The sequence below is a fragment of the Streptomyces sp. NPDC005195 genome (assembly GCF_040608315.1).
Taxonomy (GTDB): Bacteria; Actinomycetota; Actinomycetes; order Streptomycetales; family Streptomycetaceae; genus Streptomyces; species Streptomyces kaempferi.
In genome coordinates this window covers 267,706-288,131 of sequence record NZ_JBEXHZ010000005.1, presented here as the reverse complement: position 1 = coordinate 288,131, position 20,426 = coordinate 267,706, and the positions used below count along the sequence as shown (strand labels likewise).

The window sequence follows — 20,426 nt, the reverse complement described above, 5'->3', positions numbered from 1 at the left end:
TGTGCTCTAATCGAACCCGTGAGACGGCCCGACCGGCCGCTCCGACAGAACATTCATCTGAGAGGGATGGTCTTCATGGAAGCGCTCTACACCGCTGTCGCCACCGCCACCCACGGCCGTGACGGTCGTGCCGTCAGCTCCGACGGCAAGCTCGACCTCCAGCTGGCCGTGCCGGTGGAGATGGGCGGCAACGGGCAGGGCACCAACCCCGAGCAGCTGTTCGCCGCCGGTTACGCCGCCTGTTTCGCCAGCGCCCTCGGCCTCGTCGGCCGCGCGGCGAAGGTCGACGTCAGCGAGGCCGCGGTGACCGGCGAGGTCGGCATCGGCAAGCAGGGCGAGGGCTTCGGCCTCGCCGTCACGCTGCGCGTCGAGCTCCCCGACTCCGTGGACCAGGCCACCGGCCGCAAGCTGGTCGAGCAGGCCCACCAGGTCTGCCCCTACTCCAACGCGACCCGCGGCAACATCCCGGTCGAGCTCGTCGTCGAGTAGTACCGCGTAGTACCGCGCCGTGCCCTCCCCGTGCCCCGTGAGGGGCGCGGGGAGCGGCGCGCGCCCGGCTCGTGCCGTCCCACGGTGTGCCGGACACGCCCGCACGCCCCGCCCTGCGGCTCATCGGGTGACCCTGCTGTCCGTGCGCAGCGGCCCCGGCACCATGTCCAGGCCCCGCGCCCGTGGCCGTACGGCCTGTTCCAGCAGCAGCGGGAGCCCCACCACCGGCAGCACCCACACCAGCACGATCAGCCGGTCCCCGTAGATGGTGATGTCGGGATGCCCGGCCTGGTTGAGGACGCCGGTGAGCGCGGCCGCGAGCAGCGGGACGGCGAAGGCCGGACGCCGCCGCCCCACCCCCCACGCCCCGGCCGCCAGTGCCGCGAGGACGAACGGCTCCCGCAGCTCCCGGCGCAGCCACTCCACCCAGAAGTCGGCTTCGAGATGCAGGAACTCCGGCCACGGGCGGGTGCGGTCCGGGACGGCGAAGTGCCCCGTGAGCAGGTCCTGGAGGCTCTCCGGCTCGGACGGGTAGCGCAGCGCCCGCGCCGCGAGGAGCGTGACCACGACCGCCCCGGCCGCCACCGCCCCGATCGCCCTGAGCGGCGGTGTGAGCCCGCGCAGCGGCCGGCGCAGACCCCCGTGCCGGGCGCCGGTCACCGCACACGCGCCCGTCAGGCACAGCCCGAGGAACAACGCCTGTGAGTGCTTCACCGTGAAGAGCGCCACCAGCGAGCCCCCGACCAGCAGGCTCCCGGCCCGCGCACGGCCCTCCAGCGCCAGCGCGCAGCCCCACAGCGCGGCCAGCGTCAGGTCCAGCAGCAGACCCTCGGTCATCGGGCGCATCGCGGTCGTGCCGCACGGCAGGACGTAGAAGAGCGCCTGCCCGGTCAGGGCCACGACGGTGGGGGCGCGCAGGGTGCGCAGGACGAGGAAGGCGAGCACGCCGCCGGTGACGGTGACGAGGACGCTCGACACCCACACGCCCCACTTCACCCCGAGGACCGTGACGAACGGGGCCAGCAGCGCCGGATAACCGGGCCGCGCCTCGAAGATCCGCATGAAGCGCGCCGACATGAACGGCACGGTGTGCCCCGAGGTCTGCCCGGCCCGCAGCCGCTTCGACACCCCCTCCCACTGCTCGCGCCGGCACTCCTCGAAGACCCGCCGGGTGGGGCTCGGTGCGTGGAAGCGCAGCACGTCGACGCTCTGGTCACGGCGGGCGAGAGAGGCCCTGCCGGTACAGACCCAGTCGATGGTCAGCGAGGCCGCCTCGTGCTTGCCCGCGCCGCCCAGACTCAGCGCGTACGAGACGTAGTTCTTGCTGTCCGGAGTGTCCCGGCCGGTGATGTTCGCGAGTTGCAGGACGGCGAAGACGGCGGCCAGGACGATCACCCGGAACCGCGCGGGCGGCCTGGGGCCCGGAAGCATGTCCACCGGGGCGCTCACGACGAGGTGAGGACGTCGTGCCCCGCCTGCGCGGGGACCTGGACGGAGGGCGCCGGTCCCTCGGCCCGCTCACCGAGCATCAGCGTCCGCACCACCCGCTCGGCGGCCCGCCCGTCGTCGAACGCGCAGAACCGCGCCCGGAATCCGGCCCGCAGCCGCGCCGACTCCGCGTCCCGCCACGCCCCGGACGCGAACAGCCGCGCCAGTTCCCGGTAGGAGCGGGTCACATGACCCGGAGCGTCGGCCGTGATGTCGAAGTACGCGCCCCGGCTCGCCGCGTACGCGCCCCAGTCGTCGGCGTGCACCACGATCGGCCGGTCCAGGTTGGCGTAGTCGAACAGAAGGGCCGAGTAGTCCGTGACCAGCACGTCGGAGGCGAGCATCAGCTCCTCGACGTGCGGCTCGTCCGTCGCGTCGACCACGACCCCGCGCCGGTGCAGCTCGGACAGACCCGCCCCGCGCGCCGGCCCGTCGGCCAGCGAGGGATGCAGACGTACGACGAGGGTGTGGCCCTCGCCGAGGTCGTCGGCGAACCGGGCCAGATCGACACGGTCGAGGTGGCCGCCCCTGACGTAGTCGCGGCGCGTCGGCGCGTACAGCACCACCCGGTGGCCGGCCGGGATGCCGAGACGCGCCCGGACCCGCAGTCCGTCCTCGGGCCGCGCCCGCACGAGAAGGTCGTTGCGGGGGCTGCCGGTGCGCAGCGAGGTGAAGTGGCAGGGGTAGGCGCGGTCCCAGACCAGCTCGGAGTGGCGGTTGGCGACCAGGCTGTAGTCCCAGCGGTCCGCGCGGCGCAGCATCTGCGGCACGTCGAAACCGTGCCGGGCACCGGGCTTGCCCAGCAGGTCCGCGCCCATGTACTTCAGCGGTGTGCCCTGGTGGGTGTGGATGTGCACGCTGCCCTCGCGCTTGACCAGCGAGCCGGGCCAGTTGACGTTGTTGACGAAGTACGTCGCTCGCGTGCTCACCCGGCGGTAGTCGAGCGAGTCCGGCGTGACGTGCTCGACACCGGGCGGCAGCAGTGCCACCTGGTCCGCCCGCACCACCCACACCCCCCTGATGTGCGGGGCGAGTTCACGGGCCGCGCGGTAGACGGCACCCGGGTCGCCGAGCACCCCGCGGTGCGAGAACGCCGAGTACACCGCCAGTCCGGGGTCCAGCGGCCGCAGTTCGTGCGCCACCGACCAGCCGCGCCTGATCCGGGTGACCGCGGCCGAGCGCGCCTGCTGCCCGCGCCGGACCAGCTCCCCGCCGGCGCGGGCCGCCTGCCGCCGGGCCCGGTAGCGCGCGTGACCGCCCAGCAGGACACGGAGTTCGGGCGGCACGGGTCCGTCGCGGTGTGCGCGGAAGAGCGCGGCCGTCCGCGAGAAGAACTCGCCCTTGTCGGAGGCGGGCAGCCGGTCCGGCTTGGCGAGGATGTCGAGACAGTGCTCGCCCATCTTGCGGTGCAGATACGGGCGCCAGCGCGCCAGCTCCGGACGGGAGTCCACGAACGCGAAGACGCGCTCGTACTGGTCGTGGACGTCGAAGTGCTTGCGGCTGGTGGTGGACAGGATGTTGCCCTGGCGCCGCTGCCGGTAGTTCAGACAGATCCGGTCGAGCGTGGCGATCCGCCCGGCACTGAGCATGACCGGGAAGGTCCAGGGCGTGTCCTCGTAGTAGCCGGGCGGGAAGGTGAAGCCCTCCCGCTCGACGAACTCGCGGCGGTAGGCCTTGTTCCACACCACCATCAGCAGTTCGAGGATCTCCGGGTGCTCGGCGGCGCGGAAGGTGCCGTCCCCCGCCTCGGACAGCAGGTGCGCGAGGACGTTGCGGCGGGTACCGCCCCACCAGTACGTGCGCGCGTAGTCGAAGACGAGCACGTCGGGGTCGCCGGTCTCGTCGAGGCGGTCGGCGACGGCGCGCAGGGCGCCCGGTGTGAGCGTGTCGTCGCTGTCCAGGAAGAGGAGGAAGTCCCCGCCCGCGTGGGGCATTCCCGCGTTCCGGGCACGGCCGAGCCCCACGTTCCGCGGCAGGTGCAGCACCCGCACGCGCGGGTCGCGGGCCGCGTACTCGTCGAGGATCGCGCCGCAGCCGTCCGGCGAGCAGTCGTCGACGGCGATCACCTCGAGATCCGTGTACGACTGCTCCAGGACCGAGTCGAGGCACTCGCGCAGAAAGCCCTGCACCCTGAAGACGGGGACGATGATGCTGAAGCGGGGCACGTCAGCTCCTTACGAGGGTGGACGCGGCGGGGGCCGGAAGCCGCTCGGCGAGCGGGATCACCGGGGGGACCGCCTCGGGAGGCTGGCCCAGCAGCACTCTGCGGACGACCCGTTCGGCGGCCTGCCCGTCGTCGAACGAGCAGAACCGCTCCCGGAATCCGGCCCGCAGGGCCCGCGAGGAGCCGTCCGCGTAGGAGCCGTCGCGGAACACCCGCGCGAGCTCCCCGGGGGTACGGGCCACCGGCCCCGGCGGCGCCTGGAGCAGGTCGAAGTAGACGCCCCGCGTCTCCTGGTACACCTCCCAGTCGTCCGCGTACACGACGATCGGACGGTCGAGGTTGGCGTAGTCGAACATGATCGACGAGTAGTCCGTGATCAGCGCGTCGGCGGCCAGACAGACGTCCTCCGAGGAGCGGTGCCGGGTCACGTCGATGATCCGGCCGCTGCCCGCGCGGCCGCCCTCGTCGTAGAAGTAGTGGGCGCGCAGCAGCACGACGAAGGAGTCGCCGATCTCCTCGCAGAACGCCTCCAGGTCCAGCCGGGACTCGAAACCCGTGCTGTGGTCCCGGTGCGTCGGCGCGTACAGCAGGGCCGTCCTGCCCTCGGGCACGCCCAGCTCCCCGCGCACCCGGGCCACGTCCTCGGCGGTCGCCGTGCAGTAGACGTCGTTGCGCGGATAGCCGTACTCCAGGGCCTCGTAGGTGCCGGGGAACGCCCGCTCCCACATCTCCGTGGAGTGCCGGTTGGAGGAGAGGTTGTAGTCCCACCGGTCCACCCGGGCCAGCAGCTTGGTGAAACTGCCGGTCGCCGCGGCCACCACCGGGTACGTCGACTGGTCGACGCCCATCTTCTTCAGCGGGGTGCCGTGCTGGGTCTGCAGATGGACACTGCCGGGGCGCTTGACGACGCCGTCCGCGAAATTGGCGTTGTTGATCAGGTATTTGGCGCGGGCCAGCACCTCCCAGGAGCGGGCGCTGCCGATCACCGCGTGGTCCACGCCCGCGGGCAGGCCGTCCACCGCGTCGGCCTCGACGAGGAACACCCCCCGGATGTGCGGGGCGAGTTCACGGGCTTTGGCGTGGATCGCGGCCGGGTTGCAGGCGTAGCCGCGCCCCCAGTAGGCGCAGTACACCGCGAGGTTCTCGTCCAGCGGGCGGCGCAGCTGCGCGGCGTACCGGGTGCGGGTGCGCAGCAGTCGGGGACGCGGCACCTTCCCCCAGACCCTCGGCAGCCGCCGGTTGGCACCGCGCAGCGCGCGGAACGCGCTGTACGCCCCGGCCGCCAGCAGTCGGTGCTGCACCCCGACCCGGCCCGGCGGGGGCCGGAACCCGGTCGGGCGGTGCAGACGGTAGAGCCTGCCCGCACGGCGGAAGAAGGCCCGGCGCCGCCTCAGCGGAAGCCGCCGGGGATGGGCCGCCGACTTCAGCACCGCCGTGAAGAGGTCCCCGAACAACGCCCTCGACCGCTCCTCGGACAGCCCCTGTCCCGCGGCCCGTCCGAGCACCAGGCCGACCTGGTCGAGCAGGTGGAACTGGTGCTCGCCCGGCTCGTTCAGCCGGCTGCCCTGCCGGCGCAGCAGATGGCGTACGAGGACGGAGCGCAGTACCGCCATCCGCTCGGCGGCGACGTTCACGAGTCCGCCCCAGCCCAGGTCCGTGAAGTGGCCCTGGGGGAAGGTGAGATGGTGCTCGCGCAGGAAGTCCCGCCGGTAGGCCGCGCTCCAGGCCGGGAGCAGCACACCGGTCAGCCGCGCTGCCCGGTCGGGCGTGAAGACCCCCTCGGGTGTCCTCGGGAGCGGGGGCGTGCTGGTCTCGACGTCCCACCAGTGGACCCGCTCGTGCGCGAAGTACAGGACGTCGGGCTCCTCGTGCAGCCCGCCGTCCAGGGCCCCCAGCGCGCCCGGCACCAGGACGTCGTCACCGTCCAGGAAGAGCAGATACGTGCCGGCCGCCGCCCCGATCCCGGTGTTGCGCGCCGCGCTCAGCCCCTCCGACGGCGGTGAGTGCACCGGGACGACCCGGGAGTCGCGCGCGGCGTACCCGGCGACCACCTCGGCCGCCGGGGAGTCCGGCGCGTCGCAGACCGTGATCAGCTCGAAGTCGCCGAAGGACTGGCCGAGTACCGAGTCCAGTGCGAGGGCCAGCCGCCCGGCGACTCCATGGGTGGGGACGATGATGCTGAAGCGGGGCATTCTGCTCTTTCTCTCACGGGGAGCTGAGGTCTCGGGGGGTGCTGGTGCGGGTCGTCATCGCCCCGGCCGGCCGGCGGGACGCCAGGTGGCGGGCCGGGACGGCGTGGGCCGGGAGGGGCTGGAGGGCATGCCTGCTCCGGTTCAGAGGGTCTCGGTGACGGTGGCGGGGGCGGGGGAGCCGGGCGCGGGCACCGTGGCGAGAGGCGGCACCGGCTGCGTCCGGGCGGCCGACGCGACCGGGTGGCGCTCGGCGGGCGGGAGGACCCGCGGCAGCCCGCCGCTCTCGCCCAGCACGACATGGCGCACCACCCGCTCGGCGGCGAAACCGTCCTCGTACGGGCAGAAACGCTCGCGGAACGTGGCCCGCAGCCGCGCCGAACGGGAGCCGCGCCACTGTCCGCCCGCGAAGAGGTCGATCAGCTCGTCCTCGCTCCGCGCGACCTCGCCCGGCGGGAAGGCGCGCACGTCGAAGTAGGTGCCGCGGGAGGCCTCGTACGCCTCCCAGTCGTCCGCGTGGATCACGATCGGCCGGTCGAGGACCGCGTAGTCGAACATCAGGGACGAGTAGTCGGTGACCAGCGCGTCCGAGGCGAGACAGAGGGACTCGACGTTCGGGTGGTCGGACACGTCGATGAGCCGGCCCCCGGGGACGGCGGTGAGGGGACCCGCGTACGCGTGGTGCGCGCGGGCCAGCACGACGAAGCGCGGGCCGAGCCGGCGCAGGACGCGCTCCAGGTCGAGGGTGAGGCGCTGGGTGAGCCGGTAGTCGCGGTACGTCGGCGCGTACAGGACCGCGACCGTGCCCGCGGGGATGCCCAGGGACTCGCGCAGCCGCGCCACGTCCGCCGAAGTCGCCCGCTGGAAGACGTCGTTGCGCGGCAGACCGTACTCCAGCGTGGTGAACGCGGCCGGGAAGACGCGCTCCCAGACCAGGGTGGAGTGGCGGTTGCCGGACAGGCAGAAGTCCCACTTGTCGGCGCTGCGCAGCAGTTCCGCGAAGTCCGTGCCGCGGGCGGCGGCCGGGCGGTCCTGCAGATCGAGACCCATCTGCTTGAGCGGGGTCCCGTGCTGGGTCTGGATCATGATCTGGCCGCGCCGCTTGACCAGTCGGCGGTCGAAGTTGACGTTGTTGACCAGGTACTTGGAGCGGGCCAGCGCCGTCCAGTACCCGGCCGAGCCGGGCCGCAGCCGGTGCGTCGCCGGCGGGATCGTGTGGTGGTGCTCGGGGTGCGCGATCCACGCGGTGCGGATGTGCGGCGCGAGATCGCGGAACGCGGACTCCAGGGCGCCGGGGTTGCAGCCGTGACCGCGCCCCCAGTAGCTGGAGAAGACGGCCCGGTCGGCGCGCAGCGGAAGGCGGAGCTGCACTCGGTAGTGGAACTGGAGCGCCCCGCCGCGGGCCCCGCGGAGCAGTTCCTTGGCGCGGCGCAGCGTCTTCTTGTGGACGCGTGAGGCCAGCGACAGCAGCCGGTACGTGCGGTGGTTGCCGAGCCGGACCAGGGCGTGCCGGACACGGGTGCGGAGGCGGACGGGCGCGCCCGGCGCGCGGTGACGGCGGTAGTGGGCGCGGGCCGCGCGCAGGAACTCGGCACGGGTGCCGCGCGGCAGCCGGCCGCGCTTGGTGAACACCGTCGAGAGGTGGTCGACCATGCGGCGGAACAGGACCGGGCGCCAGTGCTCCAGTTCCGGGTGCGCGTCGAGGTGCGCGAAGACCCGGTCGTACTGGGCGAAGATGTCGAAGTGCTTGCGGCTGCTGGTGCCGAGGATGTTGCCCTGGCGGCGCTGGCGGTAGTGCACACAGACCCGGTCGAGGGTCGCGATCGTCTCGGCGGAGGTCAGCACCGGGTACGTCCACGGCGTGTCCTCGTAGTACCCGGGCGGGAAGGTGAAGCCCGCGCGTTCGACGAACTCCCGGCGGTACGCCTTGTTCCACACCACCATCAGGACCTTGAGCAGCCCCGGCCGGTCGTCGAGGCGGAAGGGCGCGGGGCCCTCCTCGGTGAGGTGCGCCGCGAACTGGTTGCGGACCGCCTCGCCCGACCAGTAGGTGCGCGCGTAGTCGTAGACCAGGACGTCCGGTTCGCCGGTCTCCTTCAGCCGGTCGGCGATGGCGCGCAGCGCGTCCGGTGTGAGGGTGTCGTCGCCGTCCAGGAAGACCAGATAGTCGCCGGTGGCCTGTTCGAGCCCCGCGTTGCGGGCGTGTCCCAGGCCCACGTTCCGCGGCAGGCGCACGGGACGGACACGGGCGTCACGTTCGGCGAACTCGTCGATGATCTCGCCGCAGGCGTCGGGCGAACAGTCGTCGACGGCGATCAGTTCGAGGTCGGGAAAGGACTGATCCAGCACGGATTCGAGGCATTCGTGCAGGTACGCCTGAACCTTGTACGCGGGGACGATGACACTGAACCTGGGCAACGGACATCCATGGGTCGGCGCGGGCATACTGCCCGGCAACGGCCGAAGGGGTGACTTGGTTACGCCAGATGTGGCATATGGGGGACCCCGGGTGAACGCCGAGGGGCGAACCGGTGTCCGGCCCGCCCCTCGACCCGCCCGCCGTACCGCTACTTGACCGCGCCCGCCATCACGCCGGACACGAACTGCCGCTGGAACGCGAAGAACACGGCCAGCGGGATCACCATCGAGATGAAGGCGCCCGGTGCCAGCACATCGATGTTGTTGCCGAACTGGCGTACCTGGGTCTGCAGGGCGACCGTGATCGGCTGGCTGCCCGAGTCGGAGAACACCAGCGCGACCAGCATGTCGTTCCACACCCACAGGAACTGGAAGATGCCCAGCGAGGCGATCGCGGGACCGCCGAGCGGCATCACGACCCGTACGAACAGGCGCAGTTCACCCGCGCCGTCCAGCCGGGCCGCCTCCAGCAGCTCCCGGGGGATCTCCGCGAAGAAGTTCCGCAGCAGGAACACCGCGAAGGGCAGGCCGAAGCCCACGTGGAAGAGGATCACACCGAAGATCGTGCCGAAGATGCCGATCTTCCCGAAGAGTTCGGCGATCGGGATCAGCGCCACCTGCACGGGGACGACCAGCAGGCCGACCGTGCCGAGGAACCACCAGTCGCGGCCCGGGAACTCCATCCAGGCGAAGGCGTAGCCCGCGAGCGAGCCGATCACCACGACCAGAAGGGTCGCCGGGACCGTGATCAGCACCGTGTTCAGCAGCGAGTTGGTGATGTCGCTGTTCTCCAGGAGCTTCTGGTAGCTGTCCACGGTGAGCTGCGAGGGCTCGCTGAACACCTTCCACCAGCCGGACGCGCTCATGTCCGCCGGCCTGCGCAGCGAGGACAGCAGGAGCCCGATGGTCGGCACCAGCCAGAACAGGCCGACGAGCAGCAGGAAGACGCGTACGATCCCGCCGCTGACGCCGCTCGCGAGGCGTGAGCCGAGCGAGGTCCTGGCCTTCTCCCGGGCGGTGACGGGCGTGGTCCCGGTGACCGTGCCGGCGTGTGTGGTCATCGCCGTACCTCCCGTCGGAGCCGTCGGATGTTGAACAGCATCACCGGGATCACGAGCAGCAGCAGGAACACCGCGATGGCGCTCGCTATGCCCGGCTGGTCCTCGGCGAAGCCCTTGCGGTACAGCTCCAGGGCCAGCACGTTGGCGTCGTCCTGGGACGAACCGGGCGCGATGATGAAGACCAGGTCGAAGACCTTCAGGACGTTGATCATCAGGGTGACGGCGACGACCGCGAGCACCGGCGCGAGCAGTGGCACCGTGACCCTTCTGAAGACCTGCCACTCGTTCGCGCCGTCGACCCGGGCGGCCTCCAGCAGCTCCCGGGGCAGGCCCGCGAGCCCCGCCGCGATCAGCACCATCGCGAAACCGGCCCACATCCAGATGTACGAGCCGATGATCGCCGGGGTGACCAGGGACGGGCCGAGCCAGTCGAGGCCGTTGTACGGCTCCTTGAAGTTGCTCGCGGGCAGCCGGAGCAGGGCCCCGTCGGCCTGGGCCGGCAGCGTGAACGTGCCGTTGTCGCGCACCTTCGTGGAGGCGACCACCCTGCCGTCCTTGACGGCCTCGACCTTCATGCCCGCGTAGCCCAGCTCGCTCGGGTCGGCCTGCCCGAGCCTGCCGACGCCCTTGCCGCGGGTGAAGTCCTGCCAGGCCGTACCGGTGACCTTGCCCGGCTCGACGGCGGCCCGTACGGCGTTCTTCGCGCTGCCGGGCATCTGGTCCGGTGCGACGCCGACGAGCGGGAGGGCGACCGACTGCCCGGCCCGGACGGGCTGAGCGGTGACGAACCCGCCCTTCTCCGGCCGGAGCGGCGACTGCCGTCCCGGGTGGGCCTTCGGGAACGCGGACGACTGCGCGAAGGTGTCGTGCACCCCGACCCAGACCGCGTTCGCCACCCCCTTGTCCGGGTCCTGGTCGTACACCAGCCGGAAGATGATCCCCGCGGCGAGCATGGAGATCGCCATCGGCATGAAGACGACCAGCTTGAACGCCGTTCCCCAGCGCACCCGTTCGGTGAGCACCGCGAAGACGAGACCGAGCGCGGTCGCGATCGTGGGCGCGAACACGACCCAGAGGACGTTGTTCTTGAGCGCCGTGCGAATGCCGTCGTCCGTGAACAGCGCCTTGTAGTTGTCGAATCCGGCGAAACCGTCACCGGACCGGTCGAGGAAGCTGCGGACCAGCGAGTACCCGATCGGGTAGACCACGAGCGCGCCGAGCAGCACGAGGCAGGGCAGCAGGAACAGCACTGCCACGGCCCTGCGGGTACCGGTCACGCTCTTGCGCCGTGTTGCCGCGGGAGGGGTCGGGCCGACCCCTCCCGCCGTTGCCGACGTCATCGCCGGATCAGCCCTTGTACGCCGCGGCCGCGTCGGCCTCCAGTTTCGCCTGCGTCCCCGCCACGTTCTTGGGGTTCTTCAGGAAGTCCTGCAAATCCTTCCACTCGCCCTTGCCGGGCGTACCGCCGAAGGCCTGCGGGGCCTGGTCGGACATGTCGAAGCGGAAGTCGTCGCCGGCGGCGATCAGGGCCTTCGCCATCGACTGCTGCACCGCGTTCGGATAGGCGGAGTTCGCCACGCTCTTGTTGGGGGAGAGATAGCCGCCCAGCTTCGCCTGGATGGTCGCCGCGTCCGGCGAGGCCAGGAAGGTGACCAGCGCCTGGGCCGCCTTGGAGTCCTTCAGGATGACGGCCGCGTCGCCGCCGCTGACGACCGGCGCCTTGTCGCCCACCGCCGGGAACGGGAACACCTTCGCGTCCGTGCCGATCTTCGCCTTCGTCTCCGCGATGTTGACGCCCACGAAGTCGCCCTCGAAGACCATGCCCGCCTTGGGCTGGTCGCCGCCGGTGAACGTCTGGGTCACCGAAGCCGGGAACTCCGTCTGCAGCGCGCCGTCCGGGCCGCCCGCGAGGTAGTTCTTGTTGCCCCACAACTGGGCGAGCGTGGTCAGCGCGTCCTTCACGGACGGGTCAGTCCACTTGATCTTGTGCTGGGCGAGCTGGTCGTACTTCTCCGGGCCGGCCTGGGAGAGATAGACGTTCTCGAACCAGTCGGTGAGGGTCCAGCCGTCCGCGCCGCCCACGGAGACCGGGGTGACCCCGGAGTCGTAGACGGTCTGCGCGGTGGAGAGGAAGTCCTTCCAGGTGGCGGGCTCCTTCGCCCCCGCGTTCTCGAAGACCTTCGCGTTGTACCAGACCAGCGACTTGTTGGCCGCCTTGTAGTACACCCCGTACTGCTTGCCGTCGATCTTGCCGAGGTCCTGCCAGCCCTGCGAGTAGTTCTTGGCGAGCTGGGCCTGGGCCTCGGCGCCGACGGGCTTGGCCCACTTCTTCTCGACGGCCTGCTTGATGGCGCCGACCTGGGGGAGCATCGCGACGTCCGGCGGTGCGCCGCCCGCGACCTTCGAACCGAGGAAGTTGATGATCGGGTCCTGCGCGGGGACGAAGGTGACCTTCGCGCCGGTGCGCTTCTCGAACTCCGCCAGCACCTTCTTGAAGTTGGCCTGTTCGGGGCCCGTCCACACGGCGGCGACCTCCAGGCTCGCGCCGTCGAGCTTGGGCAGGGCGACACTCCCGCCGCCGCCCGCCGTGTCGCCGGTGCTGCCGGTGCCGCTCTTGCCGTCGTCGCTCTTCTTGCCGTCGCTGCCGCCGCATGCGGTGAGGGTGAGTGCGCCCGCGATGAAGGCGGCTGCCGCGGCCTGTGCGGCCCTGTGCGTCGAGTGCGTGTGCGACCTGTCTGTACGAAGCGATCTGCGCATTTCTGCCCCGTTCTTCGTTCCTCGTCGAACGTCCGGCGCTGTCCCGTGCGGTCTGGTCTACGCCCGGGGCCTTAAGGGCGGCAAGAGCGCCTGGGGTGTCAAGTGAGCGATCGTGATTGGGTCGTGACGTGGCCTGCCGGCCTGGCTGACCCGGGTGGGAGGTTCTTCGGGTGCGGGTGGGTGGGGGCGGCCGCGCGGTTCCCCGCGCCCCTCGAAGGTGGCCGGGGGCCGCTGTCCCGGGGCCGTCCCGTCCCTGGGGGCTTCGCCCCCAGACCCCCGTTCGGCCTGGACGGCCTCGTCCTCGAACGCCGGACGGGCTGAAAGACCTGCCCTCGGCCGGACCTGTCAACACGCACCCGAAAGCGCGTTTCCGCTTGCGCCCGCCTATCCAGCCCGTCCGGCGTTCGAGGACGAGCCCTTCGGGCGATGCGGGGATCCAGGGGGCGCGGCCCCCTGGCGGGGTCCGGGGCGGAGCCCCAGGGAAGGAAGGGCGGCGGGGGCGAGGGAAACGGGGTCAGAGGAGGGACGGGACCTCGGCGGCCGCCACCGACCTCGCGGCCCGCTCCAACGCACTGGCCAGCAACGCCAGATCCGTCGGCCCGTTACCCAACTCCCGTACGGGCCGCCGCGCCGGCGGGTCCCCCATGCGCTGCCACTCGACGGGCACGACCGTCGGCCGCAGCGTCGCCGTCCGCGGAATGCGCCCCGTGACCCGCCCGGCCTGGAAGGGCGTGACCCGGCCGTCCGGCGTGAACAACCGCCCACGCCCGGGGGCGGGTTCGTCGGCCCCGGGTGACACGGGGTCCAGGGCGACCCGGAGCCCGGCGGAACGCCCCGGCTCACTGGCCGCCGCCCGTCCGTCGTCCGAGGCCGCCGCCACGAGATGCACACCGAGCCGGTCGCCCTCACGGGCCACGGCCTCCAGGGCACGGACGACCGAACCGGCGGCCGGCCGGCCCGGCGACCCCAGCGCGGGTGAGAGCAGCGCGTCCAGGTCGTCGACCACGACGACGAGACGGGCGAGCGGCGGCGCGGGTTCGGCACGCGCGCGTGTGGCCGCCGGCCGCAGCCGCAGCGTCGAACTGGGCGGGGTGTCCAGGTCGGCGGCACCGGAGGACGCGCCGGACGGCGCCCCGGGGGACGGCCGGACCGCTCGCTGGCCGACGAACCGGCCCGACACCTCCCGGTGGGTGTGCCACTCCGCGAAGCCGAGCCGCCCGAGGAGCTCGGCCCGCCGCTTCAGCTCGGCGCTCAGCGACTGGGCGAACTCCCGCATCCGGACGGGGTCGTTGGCGGTGAGGTGGGTGGTGACGTGAGGCAGGTCGGTACAGGCCCGCAGGCCCTCGCCGCCCTGCGCCGCGCCAGGGCCGCCGGTGCTGTCCCGGCCGTCCACCAGCACGATGCCGAGCCGGTCGGGCCGCTCCGCGGCGGCCAGGGCCGCGGCGATCGAACGGAGCAGCTCCGTACGGCCGCTGCCCGGCGGGCCCTCGATCAGCAGATGGGGGCCCTCGGCCGGGAGGTCCACGGCCAGCGGCCCCCGCGGGCCCGCGCCCAGGACCGCCCGTCCGCGCCCGCCGGGCGACTCCGTGTCATCGGCCGCGTCCGCCCAGCGCGCCATCAGTGAGGCGGGGGTGGCGCGGGCCAGCCCCAGTTCGTCCAGCAGACGGGCGACCTGGGGGAGCGGAGAGGACACCCGTATGTGCCGGTCGCCGTGCGCGCCGTCCGTGCGCAGGGGCGCCAGGGCGCGGGCGAAGCGCTCGGCCCAGGCCCGGGACACCGCGTCCACGGTGGCGACCGTGCCGTGCCCGACGGGGCCGCCGGACGCGACCCGCATCAGCCGCAGCGCCGTGGCCACGTCCCCGCTGAGCAGCGCGACGGCCCCGCACTCCCGGAACGCCGGTGACGCCGAACAGGCCGCCTCGTACGTCTTCGTCACCGGGGACGCGGGGGACGCCGCCGCGGTCTCGGCGAGGCAGAGCACGTGGATGCCCGCGCGGGGCCCCTCGTGCGCCAGCCGCAGCACGGCCTCCCGCACGTCGGCCCCTCCGGGGTCCCCGTCGACGACGACCAGCGTGTACGGCCCGTCGAAGTCCCGGTCCGTGCCCCCGGTCCCGCCCTTGTCCGCCGGGTCCTGGTCCCGTGCCCAGGACGGACGCCGTCCGGCGGCCCGGGTGTCCAGCGGGATGTGGTCGGCCTCGTCGTACGGCCGGGGACGGGCGCCGGGCCCGGTGGTGCCCGCGCCCCGGGAGTGCGTGCCGTGACCGCCGTCCGCTTCCGTCAGGTGGTCCTCCAGGCGGCGCAGCAGCTCGTCCGTGCGGGCCGTCGCCTGTTCGCGGTCGTAGGCGAGGAGCAGGCGGCAGTCCTGACCGTGGGTGGGGCGCAGATGGGGGAGCCAGCCGAGCCAGGCCCATTCCGCGGTGCGCTCCTCGACCGTGCGGGAGCGGTCCGTGCTGAGCAGGACGATCTCCAGGGTGTCCGGCGAGTGCAGCGCCGCGAGCTGGGCCACCACCGAGCGGGCCAGCCCCGCGAGGCGCGCCCGCGGGCCCGCCAGGCCCAGCGCGCCGGCCTCTCTCAGACCGGCCGTGACCGGCACCACGGGCAGCGGCCCCGCACCGTGGGGCGTCGCCCGGTCGGCCGTCCCCAGCCGCACCGTCAGCGCCTCCGGGTGCCCCGGGCCGCGCTCCCACAGCCGCGATCCCGGTCCGAGCGCGGTGAGCAGCAGCGTCGCGGCGTCGGGCCAGCTCTCCGGCACCTGCGCGGCGCCGCGGTCCGCCGGGGACTCGACGGCGTGGTTCCCGCCGTGCTTCCCGTACTCGCCGTGTTCCCCGTGCTCGCCGTGCTCCTCGTACTCTCCGTGCTCCTCGTACTCTCCGTGCTCCTCGTACTCGTACGGGTCCTGTCCGGTGTCCGTGGGCTCGCCCCGGCTTCCGGTCAGGCGGCGCGCCCAGGCTCCGAGGCCGCCCCGCCTGCGCTCCCCCGGCGGCAGTTCGGTCCCCCGCGGGGGAGTGCCCTTTCTGGCGCCTTGGTCAGGGACGGCCGGGGACCGGGCGAGGTCCCCGGCGGACGGGGTGCCGGGACCGGACGACTCCGGCCACCTGCTCTCGATCCCGGGCGCCCTGCCCTGTTCCGGCACCACGGGCGGCACGGCGGAGGGTGCGGCCGAGGAGGCAGAGGAGGCGGGTGAGGCGGAAGGGGCGGCGGGGGGTACGGCCCGGCCGTGCGTGCGTGTTCCGGGGACGTCCTCGGTGGTTTCCCACCCCGTCGATCCGTAGGCGTGACGGGTCTCACCGCGGGGCGGTTCGGGGGCGTCGCCGGTGCGGGCCCGGGGCACGGACGCGACGTGGGCGGACGCCGGATCAGGGCGGGCGCCCGTACCGGCCGTGGTGGTGACCCGGACGTGTCCCTCCCCGTCGGGTGCCGTCCTCACGGAGCCGGGTCCGCCGGGTGGCGCCAGCCGCAGGGCGGACTCGCCCACGCGCAGCAGCGCGCCCGGCGGGAAGCCGACCGGGCGGGTGGTGACGCGGGTGCCGTCCAGCGTCGTACCGTTCGTCGACCCCAGGTCGGCCACCGTGACGCGGCCCTCGGGAGAGACCGTGACCGCGCAGTGCAGACGGGAGACGTCGGGGTCGTCCAGCGGGACGTCCGCCTCGGCGGAACGGCCGATGTGGATCCGCCCGCCGTGCAGGAGGTGGACGCCGCCCGCGTCGGGGCCCGCGACGACATGGAGCTGGGCCGCGTCCTCGTCCACGTCCGGACCGGGTTCCGTGGGGGCGCCCAGGGACAGCACCGCGCCGTCGGTCAGCGGCGGCTCGCCCAGCGTGCAGCGCTGCCCGTCGAGCCGCTCGGCGCCCGCGTACAGCACGACCGGACCACCGCCGGGCTCCCGGCTCCGCTCGGACGGGGCGCCGCTCCCGTCCCCGCCGACCGCCGAGGCCAGACCCGACGCCACCGCCGCCAGCGCCGTGCCTGCGGGGGCGGTGACCAGCACATCGCAGGCCGTGGCACGCCCCCGGGGCTCCGAAGGCGGGCCCAGCGGGTCTACGACGGTCAGCCGGATCTGCATCGCCGTCAGGGGTCCCTTCCGCGCAGGCGCCCGCGACGAGGACGAGGCTGTGCTGCGGTCCCCCCACCGCAGATCCCCCCACCGCGCACGGACACGTCGGCCAGTACTGAAGGCATCCTCGCACCTGCCACTGACAACACGCCCGCCACCCGGGCAGAAGTGATCTTGATTGGTCGGCTCTGCCCGTAAAAGTGCCTGACCAGTGCCCGACCGGTGCCCGCTTGGGATCGGTGGCGGCATCCGTCACACCCTCCTCGAAGGGGCCGAACGGCAACCAACCGTCGCGAGTGAGCGTCTTTCCGTCGAACATGTACGGCAACGCCTACGTAAGCGCTTATACGAACCACAGGCGCTCACGGGAAGCACACAAGGACGACAGCCCGGTGCCGGGCAGCTCGGCATTACAGTGGGCGCAGCCGCCGCGGCAGAAGTGACGCCGAAGTGACAACGGCGGACGGACCAGGCAAGCAAGCAACACGGACCAGGCAAGCAAGCAACAGGGAGCGCATGACGTGCGGCCGGTAGGGAGCAAGTACCTCCTTGAGGAGCCGCTGGGACGCGGCGCCACAGGCACCGTCTGGCGAGCCCGCCAGCGGGAGACCGCGGGTGCCGAGGCGGCCGTCGCCGGCCAGCCCGGCGAGACCGTGGCGATCAAGGTCCTGAAGGAGGAGCTCGCCAACGACGCGGACGTCGTGATGCGCTTCCTGCGGGAGCGGTCCGTCCTGCTGCGGCTCACCCACCCGAACATCGTGCGGGTCCGCGACCTCGTCGTCGAGGGCGATCTGCTCGCGCTCGTCATGGACCTGGTCGAGGGTCCCGACCTGCACCACTACCTGCGCGAGAACGGGCCGTTCTCGCCGGTCGCCGCCGCCCTCCTCACCGCCCAGATCGCCGACGCGCTCGCCGCCAGCCACGCCGACGGTGTCGTGCACCGGGACCTGAAGCCCGCGAACGTCCTGCTCAGGCAGGACGGCGGCCAGATGCACCCGCTGCTCACCGACTTCGGCATCGCCCGGCTCGCCGACTCCCCGGGCCTGACCCGGACCCACGAGTTCGTCGGCACGCCCGCGTATGTCGCGCCCGAGTCCGCGGAGGGACGTCCGCAGACGTCCGCCGTCGACATCTACGGGGCGGGCATTCTGCTGTACGAGCTGGTCACCGGACGTCCGCCGTTCTCCGGCGGCTCCGCCCTCGAAGTACTGCACCAGCACCTGAGCGCCGAGCCGCGCCGGCCCTCCACCGTGCCCGATCCGCTGTGGACGGTCATAGAACGCTGTCTGCGCAAGAACCCGGACCAGCGGCCCAGCGCCGAGAACCTCGCGCGCGGGCTGCGCGCCGTCGCCGAGGGTGTCGGCGTGCACGCCACCTCCGCGCAGATCGCCGCGGCGGACGGGGTGGGCGCGCTGCTCGCCCCCGACCCGGCACCGGCGCCGGTCCCCGGCACGCCGGGCGCGGCCGACCCCACCCAGGTGCTGCCGCACGGCGCTCCGGGGGCGTACGACCCGAACGGCGCGACCAGTGTCCTTCCGCACACGGGTGCTGCCGATCCCACCACGGTCCTGCCGCACCGGGGTGCCGCCGACCCGACCGCCGTCATGCCGCCGGTGCCGCAGAACCAGCCCGGCGGGGGACCCGGCCGGCCGGAGGACCCGCATCCCTGGCAGAACCAGTTGCGGGCGGCCCGCGACCGCAACGAGCAGACGCAGTTCCAGCAGTACGTCGACCCGGACCAGGACCCCCTGCGCCGGCGTCCGCAGCGGCAGGTCGCACGACCGCAGCAGCGGCCCGAGCAGCAGCAGGGCCAGCAGCCGCCCGGATACGGGTATCCGCAGCAGGGCCAGCAGCCCCAGCAGTACGCACCTCAGCAGCAGCCTCAGCAGTACGGGCAACAGCAACAGCAGCAGCGACAGCAGTACGGGCAGCAGCAGCAACAGCAGCAGCGGCAGCAGTACGGGCAGCAACAGCAACAGCAGTCCCGGCGGGCGCAGCGTCAGCAGCCACAGCCGCAGCCGCAGCGTTACGCTCCCGCGCCGCAGCAGCCCGAGGCGCCCGCGCCGCGGCAGCCGCGTGAGCCGCGGCAGCGCAGTGCCAACCGGATGAGGATCCCGGGGCTGGGCTGCCTCAAGGGATGCCTGTTCATGATCGTCATCCTGTTCGTCGGCGGATGGCTGGTCTGGGAGTTCAGCCCCCTGCAGGGCTGGATCGGCTCAACCCAGTCCTTCTGGGGCGTGCTGACCGACGGATACCACAGCGTCAGCGACTGGGTCGGGAATCTCGGCTCGGGCTCGTCCGGCAACTGACGCGCACCCGACCGGCGGCCGGTTCGCGGCCGACTCTGGGGACTTGTCGACATCCGGCGGGTGATTTCCGCCTCCGGAGTGAAGGTTGGCTCCTCGGACGCGTACTTTTAGCGGCAACACGCGTCGGTAGGAGCAGTCTTGGCACGGAAGATCGGGAGCCGCTACACCGCCCACCAGATTCTGGGGCGGGGCAGCGCCGGTACGGTGTGGCTGGGTGAGGGACCCGAGGGGCCCGTCGCCATCAAGCTGCTGCGCGAGGACCTCGCGTCCGACCAGGAGCTCGTGAGCCGCTTCGTACAGGAGCGCACGGCCCTGCTCGGCCTCGACCATCCCCACGTGGTCGCGGTGCGTGACCTCGTGGTGGACGGCAACGACCTCGCGCTCGTCATGGATCTCGTACGGGGTACGGACCTGCGTACCCGGCTGGACCGGGAGCGGCGGCTGGCGCCCGAGGCCGCGGTCGCGATCGTGGCCGACGTCGCGGACGGTCTTGCGGCGGCGCACGCGGCCGGGGTGGTCCACCGGGACGTCAAGCCCGAGAACGTGCTCCTCGACATGCAGGGGCCGCTCGGGCCGGGTGGCGCGCACCCCGCGCTGCTGACCGACTTCGGTGTGGCCAAACTCATCGACTCACCGCGGCGCACCCGGGCCACGAAGATCATCGGCACGCCGGACTATCTCGCGCCCGAGATCATCGAGGGACTGCCGCCGCGGGCCGCCGTCGACATCTACGCCCTGGCGACCGTCCTGTACGAGCTCCTGGCCGGGTTCACCCCCTTCGGGGGCGGACACCCGGGAGCGGTGCTGCGGCGGCACGTGACCGAGACGGTCGTGCCGCTGCCGGGGATCCCCGAGGAGCTGTGGCAGCTCCTCGTGCAGTGTCTGGCGAAGGCGCCCGCGTCGCGGCTGCGGGCGTCCGAGCTGGGAGCGCGGCTGCGGGAGCAGCTGCCGTTGCTGGCGGGGATGCCGCCGCTGGACGTGGACGAGCCGGACGGGGAACCGGCGGAGGAGACGTCCGAGGAGGCCGCGGAGCCGGCCGAGCCGACGTCACGGGTACGACGAGGGGCCGTGCCGCTGGTGCCGGGCGCCGCACCGGACTCGAACCGGGACACGCACACCTCGATGCGGGTGCCGGGGCCGGACGAGCTGGCCGGCGGGGCGCGGGGGACGGCACGCGTGCCGCGCGCGGCGGGGGCGCCCCGGCCCGGATCGGCGCGGCACCGGGCCTCCGCCCGGCGGCGCCGGATCACGCTGGGGGTGGCGGGAGTGGTGCTCGTCGCCGCGGTGGGGGTGGGGACGTGGCTCGCCACCTCGGGGGACGACGGAGGGGCGCAGCCCTCCGACACGAAGAATTCGGCCCCGGCCTCTCCCTGACAGGCCTTCTCCCGGACAGGCCCTTTCCCTGACGGGCCCTGTCCCGCCGTGGGGCTCCGCCCCGGACCCCTGCCAGGGGCGCTGCGCTCCCGGACCCCCCGCATCGCCCGAAGGGCTCGTCGT

At 73.0% G+C, this 20,426-nt stretch carries 11 protein-coding genes; 3 read left to right on the top strand and 8 right to left on the bottom strand.

The window, feature by feature from the left end; genetic code table 11:
- Nucleotides 1–75: 75 nt before the first annotated feature.
- Nucleotides 76–489 (top strand): organic hydroperoxide resistance protein, encoded by a 414-nt coding sequence (locus ABZV34_RS09095; protein ID WP_356272765.1) that lies wholly within the window; start codon nucleotides 76–78, stop codon nucleotides 487–489.
- Between the two features lie 120 nt (nucleotides 490–609).
- On the opposite strand, the gene ABZV34_RS09090 is transcribed toward ABZV34_RS09095, so the two are convergent.
- From ABZV34_RS09090 to ABZV34_RS09055, 8 genes are all read right to left on the bottom strand, one after another.
- Nucleotides 610–1,920 (bottom strand): hypothetical protein, encoded by a 1,311-nt coding sequence (locus ABZV34_RS09090; protein WP_356272845.1) that lies wholly within the window; start codon nucleotides 1,918–1,920, stop codon nucleotides 610–612.
- 14 nt (nucleotides 1,921–1,934) lie between these two features.
- A complete protein-coding gene (locus ABZV34_RS09085) occupies nucleotides 1,935–4,142 on the bottom strand; it encodes a bifunctional glycosyltransferase family 2 protein/CDP-glycerol:glycerophosphate glycerophosphotransferase (protein ID WP_356272763.1) in 2,208 nt (735 codons plus the stop codon).
- A gap of 1 nt (nucleotide 4,143) precedes the next feature.
- Nucleotides 4,144–6,333, bottom strand: coding sequence for a CDP-glycerol glycerophosphotransferase family protein (locus tag ABZV34_RS09080; protein WP_356272761.1), 2,190 nt, complete (start codon nucleotides 6,331–6,333; stop codon nucleotides 4,144–4,146).
- A 141-nt stretch (nucleotides 6,334–6,474) separates the two neighbouring features.
- Nucleotides 6,475–8,748, bottom strand: coding sequence for a bifunctional glycosyltransferase family 2 protein/CDP-glycerol:glycerophosphate glycerophosphotransferase (locus ABZV34_RS09075; RefSeq protein ID WP_356272760.1), 2,274 nt, complete (start codon nucleotides 8,746–8,748; stop codon nucleotides 6,475–6,477).
- Nucleotides 8,749–8,897: 149 nt separating this feature from the next.
- Nucleotides 8,898–9,809, bottom strand: a complete 912-nt coding sequence (locus ABZV34_RS09070) for a carbohydrate ABC transporter permease (RefSeq protein ID WP_356272758.1) — start codon at nucleotides 9,807–9,809, stop codon at nucleotides 8,898–8,900.
- Complete coding sequence (locus ABZV34_RS09065; protein ID WP_356272756.1) at nucleotides 9,806–11,086, bottom strand: sugar ABC transporter permease; 1,281 nt, start codon at nucleotides 11,084–11,086, stop codon at nucleotides 9,806–9,808. Before ABZV34_RS09065 ends, ABZV34_RS09070 begins: the two co-directional genes overlap by 4 nt.
- Before the next feature lie 70 nt (nucleotides 11,087–11,156).
- Nucleotides 11,157–12,566 carry an extracellular solute-binding protein gene (locus ABZV34_RS09060; RefSeq protein WP_356272754.1) on the bottom strand — a complete coding sequence of 470 codons (1,410 nt, stop codon included), beginning with the start codon at nucleotides 12,564–12,566 and terminating at the stop codon, nucleotides 11,157–11,159.
- A 514-nt stretch (nucleotides 12,567–13,080) separates the two neighbouring features.
- Nucleotides 13,081–16,629 carry an FHA domain-containing protein gene (locus ABZV34_RS09055; protein WP_356272752.1) on the bottom strand — a complete coding sequence of 1,183 codons (3,549 nt, stop codon included), beginning with the start codon at nucleotides 16,627–16,629 and terminating at the stop codon, nucleotides 13,081–13,083.
- Between the two features lie 512 nt (nucleotides 16,630–17,141).
- Here ABZV34_RS09055 and ABZV34_RS09050 point away from each other — a divergent pair.
- Nucleotides 17,142–18,929 carry a serine/threonine-protein kinase gene (locus ABZV34_RS09050; protein ID WP_356272750.1) on the top strand — a complete coding sequence of 596 codons (1,788 nt, stop codon included), beginning with the start codon at nucleotides 17,142–17,144 and terminating at the stop codon, nucleotides 18,927–18,929.
- A 138-nt stretch (nucleotides 18,930–19,067) separates the two neighbouring features.
- The gene (locus ABZV34_RS09045; RefSeq protein WP_356272748.1) at nucleotides 19,068–20,303 is read left to right on the top strand and encodes a serine/threonine-protein kinase; all 1,236 of its coding nucleotides are present in this window, start codon (nucleotides 19,068–19,070) and stop codon (nucleotides 20,301–20,303) included.
- Nucleotides 20,304–20,426: the final 123 nt, after the last annotated feature.